The following is a 17447-nucleotide window of genomic DNA, read 5'->3' as shown; positions in this document are numbered from 1 at the left end:
AAGCAAAATTATGACAGTTACAATTAGCCAAAGTATGGAGTCACTTATCGCCATCTTAGAGCAGTAAACTTTTAGGTTCAGCGTTGCTAAACCTTATGAATAGAATGATAATGAGCAAAAAACACAAATACTTAGCACTTTCTGGATTAGAACCCTTGGTTGTCACCCCAGAAAGCAAATTCCTGCGAAGGCAGGAATCTTGTTGATATGATAAAACGGATAGTAAATATTTAATATTATCGCATTTTAATAAAGTGTCATAGAGAATACATATGCATGCGAAATAGAAAGAAAATGAAGAAACAAAATAAATATCTAACACTTTCAGGACTCGAGCCATTAATCGTAACTCCTGAAAGTAATTTCATCAACGTAGGCGAGCGCACCAACGTCACAGGATCACGTAAATTCCTACGTCTTATAAAAGACGAAAACTACAGTGAAGCCTTAGATGTGGCACGAGATCAGGTTGAAGGCGGCGCGCAAATTATTGATGTCAATATGGATGAAGGCATGTTGGACGGCGTGAATGCGATGACCAAGTTCTTAAACCTTATTGCTTCAGAACCCGATATCGCCCGATTGCCCATCATGATTGACAGTTCCAAATGGGAAATCATTGAAGCGGGATTGAAAGTAGTGCAAGGAAAATCGGTAGTCAACTCCATAAGCTTGAAGGAAGGTGAAGAGACGTTTATTCATCAAGCTAAATTGGTGAAACGATACGGAGCAGCCGTCATAGTGATGGCTTTTGATGAAGATGGGCAAGCCGATACCTTAGAACGGCGTATCGAAATCTGTAAGCGCTCGTACGATATTTTGGTGAACAAAGTCAAATTCCCACCTCAGGATATAATTTTTGATCCCAATATTTTCCCGGTGGCGACAGGAATGGAGGAGCACCGTTTGAATGCTCTCGACTTTTTCAAGGCTACCCAATGGATTCGTGAGAATCTTCCGTATGCTAATGTTTCTGGTGGTGTGAGTAACGTTTCGTTTTCTTTTAGGGGGAATACAGTTGTTCGTGAAGCCATCAACTCGGCATTTCTGTACCATGCCATTCAGCACGGAATGAACATGGGCATCGTCAATCCGACCATGTTGGAGGTTTATGACGAAATTCCAAAGGATTTATTAGAGCATGTGGAAGATGTTCTGTTTGACCGACGTGATGATGCCACGGAGCGTTTGTTGGACTTTTCTGAGACGGTTAAAGGTGATAAAAAGGAAGATGTTGCCAAGATTTTGGAATGGCGAAATGATCCACTACAAGAGCGCATCACCCATTCCTTGGTTAAAGGGATTGAAGCTTTTATCATAGAAGATGTAGAGCAGGCCCGTCAAGAAACCTTAAAACCAATTGAAGTTATTGAAGGCCATTTAATGATTGGGATGGGCGTGGTTGGTGATTTATTTGGTAGTGGAAAAATGTTCTTGCCCCAAGTGGTCAAATCGGCTCGAGTGATGAAAAAGGCCGTTGCCTATCTGCAACCTTTTATTGAAGCCGAGAAAGATGGAAAGCAAGAGTTTGCCGGACGAGTATTAATGGCAACCGTAAAAGGTGATGTACATGATATTGGTAAAAATATCGTCAGCGTTGTTTTGGGATGTAACAATTATGAAATCATCGATTTGGGTGTGATGGTGCCGCCTGAAAAAATTATTGAAACGGCCATTAGGGAAAACGTCGATATTATTGGATTAAGTGGACTTATTACACCGTCATTGGATGAAATGGTCTATGTCTCCAAAGAAATGGAAAAGAAAAATATTAACATTCCGTTAATGATAGGTGGTGCCACGACCTCCAGAGCACATGCAGCCGTTAAGATTGCTCCAAACTATGGCCACACCACCGTACATGTCAACGATGCCTCAAGGGCAGTGACTGTTGTAGGTAGTTTGCTCCAAAAAGACAATCGGGTGTATAAAGAACAAATTCGTGAGGAATATGAGAAATTTCGCGAGCAGTTTTTAAAACGTGGCAAACAAAAGAATTATATCACGATTGAGGAAGCGCGAAACAGAAAATATAAAGTCGATTGGAATACGGCAGAAATTATTAAACCCAATCAGTTGGGCGTTCAGGTTATCGAAGACTTTGAATTGACAAAGCTGGAGGAATTTATTGATTGGAGTCCGTTTTTTAGAAGCTGGGATTTGCACGGAAAATATCCCGATATCCTAACCGATGAGGTTGTGGGAGAACAAGCCACTGAACTATTTAAAGATGCAAAAGCACTATTGAAAAAAGTCTTCGACGGAAAACTTTTAAAAGCTAAAGCTATTTTTGGACTGTTCCCTGCTAATACCATAAATGATGATGACATTGAGATTTATGACGAATCAGGAAAACCAAAAGTTACGTTTTTAACCCTTCGGCAGCAATTGGATAAACGCGAAGGCGTTCCAAATATCGCTTTAGCCGATTTCATAGCACCAAAAGATTCAGGAAAAAAAGATTATATGGGATGTTTCTGTGTATCGACAGGATTTGGTACAGCAGAATTGGCGAAAAAATTTGAAGAGGATTTGGACGATTATAACGCCATTATGATCAAGGCCATTGCAGATCGTCTTGCCGAGGCATTTGCTGAGTATTTGCATAGGGAAGTACGGATTGATCATTGGGGCTACGATACTGATGAGGATTTATCTAATGAGGAACTGATCAAAGAAAGCTATAAAGGAATTCGTCCAGCACCTGGATATCCAGCCTGTCCTGACCATTTGGAGAAAAAAACCATTTGGAGACTGTTACAGGTCAAAGAAAATATTGGTGTAGAAATCACGGATAGTTTGGCCATGTGGCCTGCAGCAAGTGTTTCGGGGTATTATTTTGCAAATAAGGAAGCCAAATACTTTGGATTGGGGAAAATAACCGACGATCAATTGAAAGATTATGCGAAAAGACGAGGCGTTTCTAATGAAGAAGCTGAAAAATGGTTGAACCCAAATTTAGCGGATTAAAGATGAAATGCTATGTGTCTCTCTGTGAAATACCTATACCGCAAAGTTTCGCAGAGAGACCCAGAGGAACGCAGAGTAAAAAAATAAATATTAATTGTAAATCATAGAATACATTCGTGTATTCGTGGCAAAAAAGAGATCCCCACTTTCGTGGGGAGTTGACATGAAAGTAACAGAACATATAGCACAAGCCAACGGAAATACACAGTTTTCGTTTGAAATTTTACCCCCATTAAAAGGGCAACATATCAAATCAATTTTTGATAATATTGATCCGTTAATGGAATTCAATCCGCCGTTTATTGATGTGACTTACCATCGAGAAGAATATATTTATAAAGAACAGGAAAACGGATTGCTTAAACGACAAGTGGTCAAGAAGCGGCCTGGAACTGTGGGTATTTGTGCAGCCATTCAAAACAGGTACAAAGTGGATGCTATTCCGCATATTTTATGTGGGGGTTTTACTAAGGAAGATACCGAAAATTTCCTGATCGACCTCGATTTTTTGGGTATTCAGAATGTCATGGCCTTAAGAGGCGATGCCGTTAAAACTGAAACCTATTTCACCCCTGAAAAAGAAGGCCATGAGTACGCCAATGGTTTGGTGCAGCAGATTAATGCACTGAACGATGGAGTCTACCTTGATGAGGAACTACAAAATACCTCAAAAACCAATTTTTGCATTGGTGTTGCGGCCTACCCTGAAAAACACATGGAATCCCCAAGCTTGGACAGTGACATCCATTTTTTAAAGAAGAAAATAAAAAGTGGCGCAGAATATGTCGTCACCCAGATGTTCTTTGACAATCAGAAATATTTTGATTTTGTTGAAAAATGCAGAAAAGAAGGCATCACCATTCCGATAATTCCCGGATTAAAACCCATTGCCACCAAAAGGCAATTGAACTTGTTGCCTCATCGTTTTCATGTTGATTTGCCTGAAGCTTTGATTCTTGAGGTTATTAAATGCAAGGACAACTCTGAAGTGAAACAAGTGGGTATCGAGTGGTGCATCCAACAATCAAAGGAATTACAAAAAGCCGGAATTCCTGTACTGCACTACTATTCTATGGGGAAAAGTGATAATATTCAAACCATTGCATCTCAAGTTTTTTGAGTTTAAGCTAAGATCTAAGACACCAACTTAAAAAGATAGATTCCTACAAGCCTTCCGGTTTTAATTATTCTTTTAAATTTGCGGTATAACTCAAATGAATGAAGTATTTTCTAGTTGGTGTTTTTTGTTTAACGAGTTCATGTCTGTTTGCGCAACAGAATCCTGGACTGTTTACCTTAGACGCCAATTATTTCTATGGAACCATTCTTGAACACAATCCGGATATAGCCCATCTCATCACTGATCATCCCACCGGTCTGATTTTAAGCTTTAACAAAAAAACATACGGTCATAAGCCATGGGAAAGTCGCTACAATTACCCAGATTGGGGAGCTTCTTTCATCTATCAGGATATGAAAAACCAATATTTAGGTGAGAACTACGGCGTGTATGCCCATTATAATTTCTATTTTTTAAAACGGAATCTTAACTTCAGAATTGGACAGGGTATTGCTTACACCACCAATCCGTACCAAAAAGAAACCAATTATTTGAACGGGGCCTATGGCTCGGATTTGATGAGCACTACCTATCTCATGCTCAATTATAAAAAAGAGAATGTTTTTAAAGGTTTGGGGTTTCAGGCGGGGATTTCAGTGATCCATTATTCCAACGCAAATGTTAGGGCTCCAAACAACTCCACCAATACGTTTGTTTTTAATATAGGAACCAATTATTTATTTGATTATAGCAAAGAACCCAACTATCAACCATCAACTGAATCTAAAAAATTCACGGAAAAGATCAAATACAATCTTGCCTTTAGGACAGGTGTCAATGAGAGCGATATCATCGGTACTGGGCAATTTCCATTTTATAACGTATCGTTCTATGCTGATAAACGCATCAACAGGAAAAGTGCATTTCAGATCGGAACAGATATGTTTTTTGCCCAGTTTCTAAAGGAATTGATCTATTTCTACTCGGTGGCCTATCCAGAACGTAATGTGGATCCTGATACAGATTACAAACGTGTAGGCGTTTTTGTGGGGCATGAATTGTTTATTAATAAACTATCCGTAATTGCTCAACTGGGCTATTACGTGTACTATCCTTACGATTTTGAAGGTCGAGTTTATAACAGAATAGGCTTAAAACGCTATTTTGGAGATCAGTTTTTTGGTGCGATTACCTTAAAAGCCCATGGCGCAAAGGCAGAAGCGGTTGAATTTGGCGTGGGAGTGCGATTGTAGGAAGTGGGAAGTGGGGAGCACTGATTGACGATTATTGATTGTTGATTGCTGATTTGTCGAATGTGAAGGTTAATAAATAGTACATAGATGAGAGACAGAATTGTAATAACAAATAAAAATAAAAAATAAGTAATATAGGAATAACGAAGCTTGAAGCGCGAAGAAAAATGGTTTGATCAATAGTAGTTATTCGGAAAGAAATATAATGAAAAAATACATTTACATCCTATTTGCAATAGTCTTGCTGTCATGCAATGCCAAGGTGATGCCTGATTGTTTGCAGAATGCTGGACCAATTATTCAGATGGAAGTTCCTGTGGCTGCGTTTAGTAAGATTATTGTTTTTGAGCGGGTGCAACTCATCCTTAAGGAAGCACCAGAGCATAAGGTCGTCGTCGAGACCGGCGAATATTTGAGGAATGATATTGAAGTAAAAATAGAAGATGATGTATTGCTATTAAAAGACCATAACGGCTGCAATATCACACGAGACTATGGCATTACTAAAATTTACGTTAGTGCGCCCAATATTACCGATCTCAGATCCAGTACAGGACTACCTATTTTGAGTGATGGTGTTTTAAACTATCCAAATTTGACTTTGATTTCTGAAGATTTTGAAGCTGAAGACCAATACCATACGGTGGGCGATTTTAGATTGGAGGTCAATTGCACAAACCTGAATGTAGTGACTAACAACTTGTCCCATTTATTTTTAAACGGGACGGTAGAGAATTTGGAAATCGGTTTCTATTCTGGCGATTCTCGATTTGAAGGCCGGCACTTAATTGCACAAAATATCAGAATATTTCAGCGCAGTAGTAATGACATGATTCTTAATCCGCAGGCATCATTAAGAGGAGAAATAAGAAGTACAGGCAATGTTATTGTGGTAAATGAACCTCCTATTGTGGAGGTTGAAACTTATTATAAAGGACGTTTGATTTTAGAATAAGCCTTTATTCCATGGTCAACTCCCTAAACAGGCTTTCCAGGTTTTTATTCTTTTGGTTGAGTCGTAGAATTTTCAAGCCATTATCATGTGCAAAATCAAACACCATTGGACGCATATCTTCTTTGGTAGAAAAGGTCAATTCATATATAAAATCGTGCGTATTTTTGACGTTTTGTATGTGTTTTAAGCGGTTCATCAGAATATCTTCAACACGATAATCAAATTCAACTTCGATAATTTGCTCTTGGTTGGCTTTTAAATCCGAAAGTTTTTTGTCAGCAACAATCTCGCCTTTATTGATAATGATGACGCGATCACAGATAGCTTCCACTTCTTGCATAATGTGGGTGGACAAAAAGACTGTTTTTTCTTTCCCCAAAGATTTGATCAGATGTCTGATTTCCACCAACTGATTTGGATCCAATCCTGTAGTAGGTTCATCCAGGATCAACACTTCCGGATCGTGTAATAGGGCGTTCGCCAATCCGACGCGTTGCCTATAACCTTTTGAAAGTTGTCCTATCTTTTTATGGGCTTCTGTTGTTAGTCCCGTAAGCTCAATAACTTCTTCAATTCTGGATTTTGAGACTTTGTAAACATCCGCATTGAATGACAAATATTCCTTGACATACATTTCTAAGTAGAGGGGATTGTGCTCAGGTAAATACCCGACACGTTTTTGAACTTCGCGCGGATTTATTTGAACATCAAAGTCGTTTACTTTTGCTTCACCATCAGAAGCTTCAATATAGGTGGTCAGGATTTTCATCATTGTGGATTTACCAGCCCCGTTGGGACCTAAAAAACCAACGATTTCGCCTTTATCTACTTTAAAGGAAATGTTGTTGAGCGCTTTTTGATCGGCGTATAGTTTGCTAATATTAGTGACTTCAATGGACATAATTCAAATTGTTTGCCCAAAAATAAGCATTTTACACATGTTATGATTTAACGAAATCGTTGTATTATAAAAAGAATCGAAAAAATATTTTGTTTATAAAAATTATTCGCTACTTTAGCGAAATCAAATTATGCAAACAGCTAATTATACATATCAAAACTGGTTTTATTTCTTTTTTAGCAAAAGGGACGAGACTTCGTATGTGTAATTTATGAACAATAAATTTAATATAAAGGTCTCGATGAAAATCGGGACTTTTTTGTTTCAAAAAACTTGAAAAATCAGCAAAAATGATGAAAAACAATAAATTAAATTGATTTAGCACATGATAAAATCTGTTGCCATACAAGGAATTAAAGGATCATTCCACCATATTGTCGCTTTACAGTATTTTGACAATCCATTGAACATTGATGAGTGCATGACCTTTGATGGCGCTGTGCAGAGTGTTTTATCCAATAAAACAGATGCGGTGATCATGGCCATTGAAAACTCTATAGCTGGGTCTATCATTCCAAATTACGCGTTGATTGACGATAATAAATTGCATATTATTGGCGAGCATTATTTGGATATTCAACATCACTTAATGGCCTTGCCAGGTCAAAGCATTGAAGATATCCATGAAGTGTATTCACATCCCATGGCTTTGTTGCAGTGTAAACAATTTTTTAAAAATTATCCTCATATCAAATTGGTAGAGGATAAAGATACCGCTGAAGTGGCACAACGGATTCGGCAGAAACAACTTAAAAATGTAGGGGCTATTGCCAGTCAATTGGCTTCAGAATTGTTTGAACTGGAGATTGTCGCAGAAAGTATCCAGACCATTAAACAGAATGAAACCCGTTTTGTGGTTGCTGTGACCAACAATTCTGAAGCGCAAGAAGTACAGATCAATAAGGCTTCCTTAAAATTTGACGTAGATCACAAACGTGGCAGTTTGGCATCGGTCTTAAACGTGATGAGCGACTGTAGAATGAACCTTACCAAAATACAATCCCTGCCAATAATTGAAACCCCATGGAAGTATGCTTTTTTTGTGGATATCACTTTTGAGGCGTATCAGGATTATCAAAAAGCAAAATCAATAATGGAAATAATGGCACAAAATTTCAAGGTTTTGGGCGAATATAAAAATGCACGAAAATGATCACTTTTGCAGATAGATTAAACACTGTTGAAGAATACTACTTCTCAAAAAAATTGAGGGAAGTCAACTTACTTAAATCCCAAGGGAAACCTATTATAAATTTAGGGATTGGGAGTCCCGATTTGGAACCGCCATCCCGAGTTATTATGGCTATCAATGAGAGCATGAACGATGCTGTAGCCCACAAATACCAGAGTTATCAAGGTTTGCCGGAGTTGAGAGAGGCCATGGTGGATTTTTATAAGGAACATTTTGGTGTCCACTTAAGTCCGCTGACTGAAGTATTGCCATTAATGGGAAGTAAGGAAGGCATCATGCATATATCTATGGCGTTTTTAAATCAGGGAGATGAGGTTTTGATTCCAAACCCAGGATATCCAACCTATGAATCTGTGACAAAACTAGTGGGTGCGAAACCCGTCTTTTATGATTTGGTGGAAGAAAACGATTGGTGTCCTGATTTTGTTGCCTTAGAAAAAAGTGACTTATCCAAAGTAAAATTAATGTGGGTCAGTTATCCACATATGCCAACGGGAGCTACAGCAAGTAATAAGGTTTTTGAAGATATTATCGCTTTTGCAAAAAGACATAATATTTTGGTGGTGAATGATAACCCTTACAGTTTTGTATTGAATGACTATCCACGAAGCATTTTAAAATATAAAGGTGCCAAAGATTTTTGCTTGGAGCTTAATTCGTTAAGTAAAACCTTTAATATGGCGGGATGGCGAGTTGGAATGGTTTTAGGAAAAACAGAATATATCAACGCTATTTTAAAGGTGAAAAGTAATATGGATTCTGGAATGTTTTATGGTATTCAAAAGGGCGCCATTGAAGCTTTGAAATGTTCAAAAATGTGGTTTATCAGTTTGAACAGTGTTTATGAAGAGCGTCGCCAAAAAGTATGGGAACTAGCCACAGCATTGAATTGTACCTATGATGTAAGTGCAACAGGACTTTTTGTTTGGGCAAAACTACCGCCACATATAAAGGCCGAAGAATATATCGATAAGATATTGAAGGAACATTCAATTTTTATTGCTCCTGGGACCATTTTTGGGAGCAATGGAGAAGGCTATATACGCTTTTCACTATGTGCGCCATTGGAAGACTTGCACGAAGCAATCTCAAGGGTGAAATGAGTGGAACACTTGTCGGATGTCAGATTGAAGTTGGCAGTTACGGTTGTTAGAACGAATGATAATGATATTACATCCAAAAATTATAGTCTTGGAGAGATGGTCCATTTGTAGATCAAAATAATAATAAGAAAACAAGAAGAATGTCCAAGAGGGACGACATAATATCAGTAATGAAAAATATATACATCATAGGAGTTGGTTTGATTGGTGGAAGTTTGGCCCTTGATATTAAGAAACACCATCAAAAGGTGAAGGTGTTTGGGATTGATCATAACGAAACCCATTTGGAAGAGGCTGTACAGCTCAATGTTATCGATGCCAAAGCCACTTATGAAGATCTGAAAAAGGCGGATTTGGTCATTATGTCCATACCTGTAGATGCCGCAGTCAATGAGATCATAAAGGTATTGGATTTGGTTTCAGATGATACCTTGGTCATGGACGTTGGATCTACAAAAGCCGAAATCTGCAAAGCTATTGACGGCCATCCAAAACGTCGTAATTTTCTGGCAACGCATCCCATCGCAGGGACGGAGTTTTCTGGGCCAAAAGCCGCAATAAATGGATTGTACCAAAACAAAACCAATATTATTTGTGAGGTTGAAAAGACAGCTTTCAAACTTCAGGAAAAAGCCCTTACGTTATTTGCAGATCTGGGTATGCGCATCCGCTATATGAATCCTGAAGCCCATGATAAACATATTGCCTATGTGTCGCATCTATCGCATATAAGTTCGTTTATGTTGGGTAAAACAGTGATTGATAAAGAGCGAAACGAACGCGATATTTTTGATATGGCAGGAAGTGGATTTGCATCGACCGTCCGTTTGGCAAAAAGCTCCCCAGAAATGTGGACGCCAATTTTCAAACAGAATAAAGTCAATGTCTTAGAAACCTTGGATGAATACATCATCAATCTCCAAAAATTTAGGGAGTTCATACACGAGGATGATTTTGAGGCCATTTATACACAAATGAAAAATACAAATCACATAAAAGAAATATTAAACGGTATACAATAGTATTAAATAAATGAAAATCACAGCACCAAATTCCAATACTATCAGCTTATAGAGTAAACCTTGGAATTTGCCTGCCTGTCGGCAGACAGGGAATTTTAAAATTTGGAAATTAATAAGTATTATGGAAAACAAGAGAGAATTAAGAACATGGTTAGATGATCTGAAATTGGATCATCCTTTGGTCATTGCAGGTCCATGCAGTGCAGAAACAGAAGAACAGGTATTGGGTATTGCCCAAGAATTGAAAGATACAGATGTTAGTTATTTTAGAGCTGGAATTTGGAAGCCACGTACACGTCCTGGAATGTTTGAGGGCGTTGGCGCATTGGGATTGAAATGGCTGCAAAAGGTTAAAGAAGAAACAGGTCTTAAAACCGCAACGGAGGTAGCCAATAGAGCACATGTTGAACTGGCTTTGGAGCATGATATCGACTTGCTTTGGATCGGTGCACGTTCTACCGTGAGCCCATTTATTGTTCAAGAAATTGCTGATGCACTAAAAGGAACAGACAAGATTGTACTGGTGAAGAATCCGGTAAATCCAGATTTACCATTGTGGTTGGGAGCTATTGAGCGCTTGGCATCGGCAGATATCAAAAGATTGGGTGCTATACACAGAGGGTTTTCAACTTATGAAAAAACGAAGTACAGAAACAATCCAGAATGGCAATTGGCCATTGAATTGCAAACGAAGTTTCCAGATTTGCCTTTGATCAATGATCCGTCGCACATCACAGGAAAGCGAGATATGATTTTTGATGTATCACAAACTGCCTTAGACCTGAATTTTGACGGGCTCATGATTGAGACTCATACAAATCCAGATGCAGCTTGGAGTGATGCTTCCCAACAGGTAACGCCTCAAACCCTGATTCAAATTATGAAAGATTTGCGCATAAGGAAAGAATCTGATCCTGAAAAAGAATACAATGCCGAATTGAGTCATTTGAGAGCGCAGATTGATGTTGTAGATAATCAGCTCATTGAAATACTGGGCAAGCGTATGAAATTTTCTGATGGGATTGGGGCTCTAAAAAAGAAAAAGAACGTGGCTGTTTTACAAAGCAAGCGTTGGAATGAAATTTTGGGGAATATGGTCTTGGAAGGTGAACAAAATGGTTTGAGCGAAGAGTTTATACTTAAAATGTTTAAAGCAATTCACCAGGAATCAATTAATCACCAAGAAAAGATTATTAATTCTTAACCCTTAAAACAACTGTCATATTGAGCGGATTGAAATGTTTTTGTAGCTAAAAGTGTGGCAATCTTCGCTCAAGCTGACGGGTGTTATGAAAGAAACAGGAAAAATCCTGTGAAATATTGAGTTTTTAATCTACTAAAGCAAGTGTTGTTTGTAACTATCTCAATTAGCCTTATGGCATAATATTAAATTGTAGAAATAGCCTTTATCGACTTAAAAATTGTTATTTTGTTTATTAAATTTGATGCATGACAGGAACCGTTTATAAGTCTACAGGAAGTTGGTACACCGTAAAAACTGAACTCGGTGCGTTTTATGATTGTCGCATAAAAGGAAAATTCAGAATCAAGGACATCAAAAGCACTAACCCCATTGCAGTGGGCGATGTGGTTGATTTTGATGTGGAGGTTTTGGACAATGTCACTACCGGAATTATCCATACCATTCATGATCGGGAGAATTATATTGTACGCAAATCGGTTAACCTCGCCAGGCAGACCCATATTATTGCCGCCAATATCGATCAGGTGTTTTTGCTTATCACCATTAACAATCCTCCAACCTTGACCAGTTTTATAGATCGGTTTTTGGTAACTACTCAAGCGTATCGCATAAAGACGGTTCTGATTTTCAATAAAATGGATACTTATGATGAGGAGAATGTGATGGAAGTAAAGTACTTATCCTCCATCTATAGACGAATTGGCTATGAATGTATCGAAGCTTCAGCAGTAACCGGTAAAAATATCGAACATCTGAAAGCTTTGATGAAAGATAAAACAAGCATGTTTGCCGGGCATTCTGGTGTTGGGAAGTCGACTTTGGTCAATGCCATTGAACCTGGATTAAATCTGAAAACCAAGGAAATATCCATGCAGCACATGCAGGGACAGCACACCACAACGTTTGCGGAAATGTTTGACTTGAGCTTCGGCGCGAGAATTATTGACACACCTGGAATTAAAGGTTTTGGTGTGGTGGATATGGATAGGGAGGAAGTTGGCGATTATTTTCCAGAGTTTTTCGCATTAAAACATAAGTGCAGATTTAATAATTGTTTGCATATTGAAGAACCGCAATGCGCAGTAAAAGAAGCATTGGACAAAGATGAAATCTCATTCTCCCGCTATAGAAGTTATCTGCAAATTTTGGAGGGAGATGATGAGCATTACCGCACCGAAGAATGGGTGAAATGAGTTTTTGGTCTTCAGTAGGCAGTCTTCAGTTTTTATTTTTCAGTTGACAATTTACCAGCAATCCTGCAAGGTTTCAAATACTTCCTGCAAGGTTTCAAAATTAAAATAGCCAAAATCAAAATCAACATTTTAAACACCCTACAAGACTATAGATTATCATGAGAGCAGTCATCCAAAGAGTATCAAGAGCAAGTGTCACCATTGATAATGAAAAAGTCGCATCGATCGGATCAGGCTTGCTGATTTTATTGGGAATTGTCAACGACGATACACAGGAGGACATACAATGGCTGTCCAGAAAAATTGCCAATCTTCGTGTTTTTCAAGATGATAATGGCGTGATGAATCGTTCGCTTTTGGAGGTAGATGGAGATGCCATTGTAGTCAGTCAGTTTACACTTCATGCGTCCACCAAAAAAGGAAATAGGCCAAGTTATATTAAAGCTGCTAAGCCGGATATTGCAATCCCTTTATATGATCATTTCGTAAAACAATTGGAAGGAGATCTCAATAAGGCAGTTCAAACTGGTCAATTTGGTGCGGATATGAAAGTGGAGCTCTTAAATGATGGACCAGTAACTATCATTATAGATTCTAAGAATTCTGAATAACAATTTTGATATTTCATAAAAAGGGTTACTTTAGCTATATAACTTAGCCCCATGATCAAAATTTACCGCTTAATTTTTGTTCTGGTTTTTCCTATGCTCTGCTTTTCTCAAAAGGATGAACTATTGAACTCCCACACCATCCCTTCTGCCTTAAGAGAAAATGCCAATGCCGTCGTAAGATGGGACGACTCCTATATTGAAGTCAAGGCAACCAATAAAATGGCACATACCAACAAACGGATTGTCACCATATTAAATTCTTCCGGAAACTCTAAAGTCGATGCTTTTTTGGGATATGATAAAGGTGTTTCCATCAAAAAAATGGAAGCACGAATTTATAACGCCCATGGAAAGGAAATCAAAAGAATCAAAAGAAATGATTTTGAAGATGTCAGCGCCGTAGATGGTGGCACACTTTATTCTGACAGTCGTGTCAAATATTTAAAATATACCCCAACTGATTACCCTTATACGGTGTTGTTTGAAACCGAGGTGGAATACAGTTATACGGCTTATATCAGGAGATGGATGCCTATAGAAGGATTTTCTACAAGCACTGAATATAGCCGCTACGCATTTCGTTACGACCCTTCCAACGAATTGAATAAATCTGAAACCAATTTCGAGGAGTTTGGCGTTGTCAATCAATCCAAGCCAGGAGAGATCCATTACGAAGCCAATAATCTTAAAGCTATCGTTTATGAGGCTTACAGTCCTAACTTGAAGGATATAACGCCATACGCCATGCTCAACTTAAAAAACTTCTCCTATGAAGGCTATGTCGGTAATTCGAACGATTGGGAAGGATTGGGAAAATGGATGCATGAACAATTGTTGATAGGAAGAACGCAAGTTTCTGAAAAAACCAAGAATGAAATCATGAACTTGGTTGCAGGACTTGACCATCCTATTGACAAGGCTAAAGTGGTGTATCAATATGTTCAAAATAACACAAGATACATCAGTGTACAGGAAGGTATTGGTGGAATACAACCTATTGATGCCTTAAAAGTTGATGAAGTCAAATATGGCGATTGTAAAGGACTTACAAATTATACCAAAGCCTTGCTGGACCTTGTTGGGGTGGAATCATATTATACAAGAGTCTATGCATCTCCGAACAATCTTGTAGATATCAATAAGGATTTTGCCTCTTTTCTTGGGCAATCAAACCATGTTATTTTAAATCTACCTTATGAAGGAACAAATATCTGGTTGGAATGCACGAGTCAAACTTCGCCATTTGGGTATAATGCCAATTTTACTGACGACAGAAATGTCTTTGTGATCAGGCCAGATGGTGGCGAAATTGTCCGTACAAAAGTTTATACTGCTGAGGAAAACCTGTTGGATACCAAGGCAAATATCGTCTTGACAGAAGAGGGCGATATTGAAGCTAAAATTAATTTAAATTCCTACGGTACCCAATATGGTTATCACGAGGGAATCCAAAATAGGACTTTAAAAGATCAAACCCTTCATTACAAGGACTATTGGAACTATATCAGCAATGTAGATATACTCTTAATGAAGTACAGTAATGATAAGGACATGATAAGGTTTACCGAAGACATTGAGCTGACCGCAAAAAAATATGCATCCAAAACTGGCGACAGATTATTGTTGAGTCCTAATTTCTTCAATGTGCTTTCTAAAGTGCCAACACGTTATAGAGATAGAAAACTGCCATTCCAAATAGCACGTGGTTATCATGATACGGATGAATACGTGATTTCAATTCCGGAAAACTTTGAGATTGAAGCACTTCAAAATGACGTTCTTATTGAAAATAAGTTCGGGAAATACAGCTATTCCATTACTAAAAACGACGATCATACCTTAATGTTTAAACGCAGTTTTATTTTAAATAAAGGTGATTACACCAAGGAAGATTATGAAAACTTCAGAAACTTTTATTTAGAAGTTGTTAAGCAAGATCAATCAAGAATTATACTCATAAAAAAATCTTAGCCCCATGAAAAAAATTACCTACCTACTTATTGTTTTGGCCTTTAACTGGACCTATGCCCAAGATTACCGATTTGGTAAAGTATCGAAGGACGAACTTCAGGAAACCGTATATCCTGGAGATCCTGAGGCAAATGCAGCCGTTTTATACCTAAATCAAAAAACCTATTACAATTTTATGCAAAATGAAGGTTTTGTGCAGGTTACTGAAGTGTATAAACGCATAAAAATATATAATAAAGATGGTTATGATTGGGCTACCGAAGAGATCCAATTACGAGATGCTGGATCAAAAGGCGAAAGTGTCAGTAATTTAAAGGCAGTTACCTATACTTTGGAGAACGGAAAGATAGAGGAGACCAAATTAAAGAAAGATGGCATTTTTGACGAAAAAAACAATAAATATTGGAAAACCTCAAAGTTCACCATGCCAAATATTAAAGATGGATGCGTCATAGAATTTGAATATAAGATTATTTCTCCTTACATAAGTATTGGCGACATTAATTTGCAATATGGAATTCCAATAAAGGAATTGGATATGTACGTAAGAATACCTGAGTTCTATAATTTTAATAGATATGTTAATCCAAGAGCGGTCTATATCCCAAAAATCAATGAAAGTCAGGTGAACCGAACTGAGGAAATTCGCAGTAAGAGCAGAGAAGCTGGTGGCGTTTCAGCTACAACTTTTTCTTCAAGAAAATGGGAGTTCAGAGAGAATAAAACCGAAATAAAATTATCCAATATTCCGGCACTTAGAAGTGAAAGCTTTGTGAGTAATCTAAATACATACAGAACAAAATTAATATGGGAATATGCTTTTTCTAAAGACCCCGGAGGTCAAATTACCAATTATGCTTCCACCTGGGATGATGTGACAAAAACAATTTTCAACGACAAAGATTTTGGAGCGCAATTGAATCAGACCAATTATTTTGAACAGGATGTTTCTGCATTGATCGACGGTGTCACAAATGATTCAGAAAAAATAAAACTCATTTATAATTTTGTAAAATCAAAAGTTAAGTGGAATGATTATAATGGATACACCACAGATAACGGTGTGAGAAAGGCCTATAAAGATGGTGTGGGTAATGTGGCCGATATTAATTTAATGCTCACCGCAATGTTGCGTTATGCCAAAATAAATGCCAATCCGATGTTGATTAGTACAAGAAGCAATGATATTCCCCTATTTCCTGCCACCGGCAGCTTTAATTATGTTGTTGCCGCAGTAGAAGTTCTCAATGATGTCATTATTTTGGATGCAACCGACAAATATGCAACTCCGAATGTGCTTCCTGTGAGAGCTATTAACTGGCAAGGGCGGATTATAAGAGAGTCTGGTAGTTCTGCATGGTTTGATCTGAAACCTAAAGAGGTCGTAAAAGAGAATACCTTTTTAAGTGCAAAAATTAATGACGATCTTTCTATTGAAGGTAAGGTAAGGGGTTATATGACCTCATTTGCCGCCAAGAACTTTAGGAGTAAATATCAAAATTTTAATGCCGAAGAAAAATTGATGGCCATTGAAAAGGATAAGGGCGAAATAGAAGTGTCAAATTATGAAATTACTGATATGGAAAATGTAGATAATCCAATTATTTACGTTTATGATTATAATCTGAAGAGTGGGATAGAGCAAATTGGAGATAAAGTATTTTTAACACCAATGTTGTTTTTTGCTCCAAAAGAAAATCCGTTTAAACAGGACAAAAGAGAATATCCAATTGATTTTGTGTATTCATTTAACGATAAATATACTATTAATGTCATGATTCCTGACGGATATATGGTGGAGTCCATGCCCGAAAGTTCTGTTGTACAATTTCAAGAAAATGCAGGTGAGTTTAAGTATATTGCAAAGCTAAATGGGAAGATGCTACAGTTTTTAGTGACTATGGATATCAACCAATCCTTCATTCTTCCAACTGAATATACCAATTTCAGGCAGTTCTATCAGTTGATGACAGAAAAGCAAACTGAAAAAGTAGTGCTTAAAAAAATATAAA

13 protein-coding genes are annotated in these 17447 nt (G+C 37.7%); 12 read left to right on the top strand and 1 reads right to left on the bottom strand.

Annotated features, from left to right (window positions below):
- Positions 1–276: 276 nt before the first annotated feature.
- From metH to G6N06_RS13650, 4 genes are all read left to right on the top strand, one after another.
- Positions 277–2970, top strand: coding sequence for a methionine synthase (metH, locus tag G6N06_RS13665; protein ID WP_163517323.1), 2694 nt, complete (start codon positions 277–279; stop codon positions 2968–2970).
- Positions 2971–3133: 163 nt separating this feature from the next.
- Entirely contained in the window at positions 3134–4090 is a 957-nt protein-coding gene (metF, locus tag G6N06_RS13660; RefSeq protein WP_163517387.1) for a methylenetetrahydrofolate reductase [NAD(P)H], read from the top strand.
- A 98-nt stretch (positions 4091–4188) separates the two neighbouring features.
- Positions 4189–5283: an acyloxyacyl hydrolase gene (locus G6N06_RS13655; protein WP_163517321.1), complete on the top strand. Its 1095-nt coding sequence runs from the start codon at positions 4189–4191 to the stop codon at positions 5281–5283.
- A gap of 205 nt (positions 5284–5488) precedes the next feature.
- Positions 5489–6238, top strand: a complete 750-nt coding sequence (locus tag G6N06_RS13650) for a head GIN domain-containing protein (protein ID WP_163517319.1) — start codon at positions 5489–5491, stop codon at positions 6236–6238.
- A gap of 4 nt (positions 6239–6242) precedes the next feature.
- On the opposite strand, the gene gldA is transcribed toward G6N06_RS13650, so the two are convergent.
- Complete coding sequence (gene gldA, locus G6N06_RS13645; protein WP_163517318.1) at positions 6243–7139, bottom strand: gliding motility-associated ABC transporter ATP-binding subunit GldA; 897 nt, start codon at positions 7137–7139, stop codon at positions 6243–6245.
- A gap of 325 nt (positions 7140–7464) precedes the next feature.
- Here gldA and G6N06_RS13640 point away from each other — a divergent pair, with 325 nt between their 5' ends.
- The 8 genes from G6N06_RS13640 (at position 7465) to G6N06_RS13605 (ending at position 17446) form a co-directional block, all read left to right on the top strand.
- The gene (locus G6N06_RS13640) at positions 7465–8292 is read left to right on the top strand and encodes a prephenate dehydratase (protein ID WP_163517317.1); all 828 of its coding nucleotides are present in this window, start codon (positions 7465–7467) and stop codon (positions 8290–8292) included.
- Positions 8289–9434, top strand: a complete 1146-nt coding sequence (locus tag G6N06_RS13635) for a pyridoxal phosphate-dependent aminotransferase (RefSeq protein ID WP_163517315.1) — start codon at positions 8289–8291, stop codon at positions 9432–9434. The genes G6N06_RS13640 and G6N06_RS13635 overlap by 4 nt, the downstream gene beginning before the upstream one ends.
- Before the next feature lie 170 nt (positions 9435–9604).
- Complete coding sequence (locus G6N06_RS13630) at positions 9605–10456, top strand: prephenate dehydrogenase (RefSeq protein ID WP_163517314.1); 852 nt, start codon at positions 9605–9607, stop codon at positions 10454–10456.
- A 121-nt stretch (positions 10457–10577) separates the two neighbouring features.
- Positions 10578–11660, top strand: coding sequence for a bifunctional 3-deoxy-7-phosphoheptulonate synthase/chorismate mutase type II (locus G6N06_RS13625; RefSeq protein WP_163517312.1), 1083 nt, complete (start codon positions 10578–10580; stop codon positions 11658–11660).
- Between the two features lie 245 nt (positions 11661–11905).
- Entirely contained in the window at positions 11906–12853 is a 948-nt protein-coding gene (gene rsgA / locus G6N06_RS13620) for a ribosome small subunit-dependent GTPase A (RefSeq protein ID WP_163517311.1), read from the top strand.
- Positions 12854–13011: 158 nt separating this feature from the next.
- Positions 13012–13464: a D-aminoacyl-tRNA deacylase gene (dtd, locus tag G6N06_RS13615; RefSeq protein WP_163517310.1), complete on the top strand. Its 453-nt coding sequence runs from the start codon at positions 13012–13014 to the stop codon at positions 13462–13464.
- A gap of 51 nt (positions 13465–13515) precedes the next feature.
- Positions 13516–15435 (top strand): DUF3858 domain-containing protein, encoded by a 1920-nt coding sequence (locus G6N06_RS13610; protein WP_240338072.1) that lies wholly within the window; start codon positions 13516–13518, stop codon positions 15433–15435.
- 4 nt (positions 15436–15439) lie between these two features.
- The gene (locus G6N06_RS13605; protein WP_163517309.1) at positions 15440–17446 is read left to right on the top strand and encodes a DUF3858 domain-containing protein; all 2007 of its coding nucleotides are present in this window, start codon (positions 15440–15442) and stop codon (positions 17444–17446) included.
- The last annotated feature ends 1 nt before the right edge of the window (position 17447 follow it).

This window comes from Gelidibacter japonicus (assembly GCF_010725055.1).
In the GTDB taxonomy this organism is placed as follows: domain Bacteria; phylum Bacteroidota; class Bacteroidia; order Flavobacteriales; family Flavobacteriaceae; genus Gelidibacter; species Gelidibacter japonicus.
Note: the sequence above shows the minus strand (reverse complement) of the source record. Positions and strands in the feature narration are given on the sequence as shown.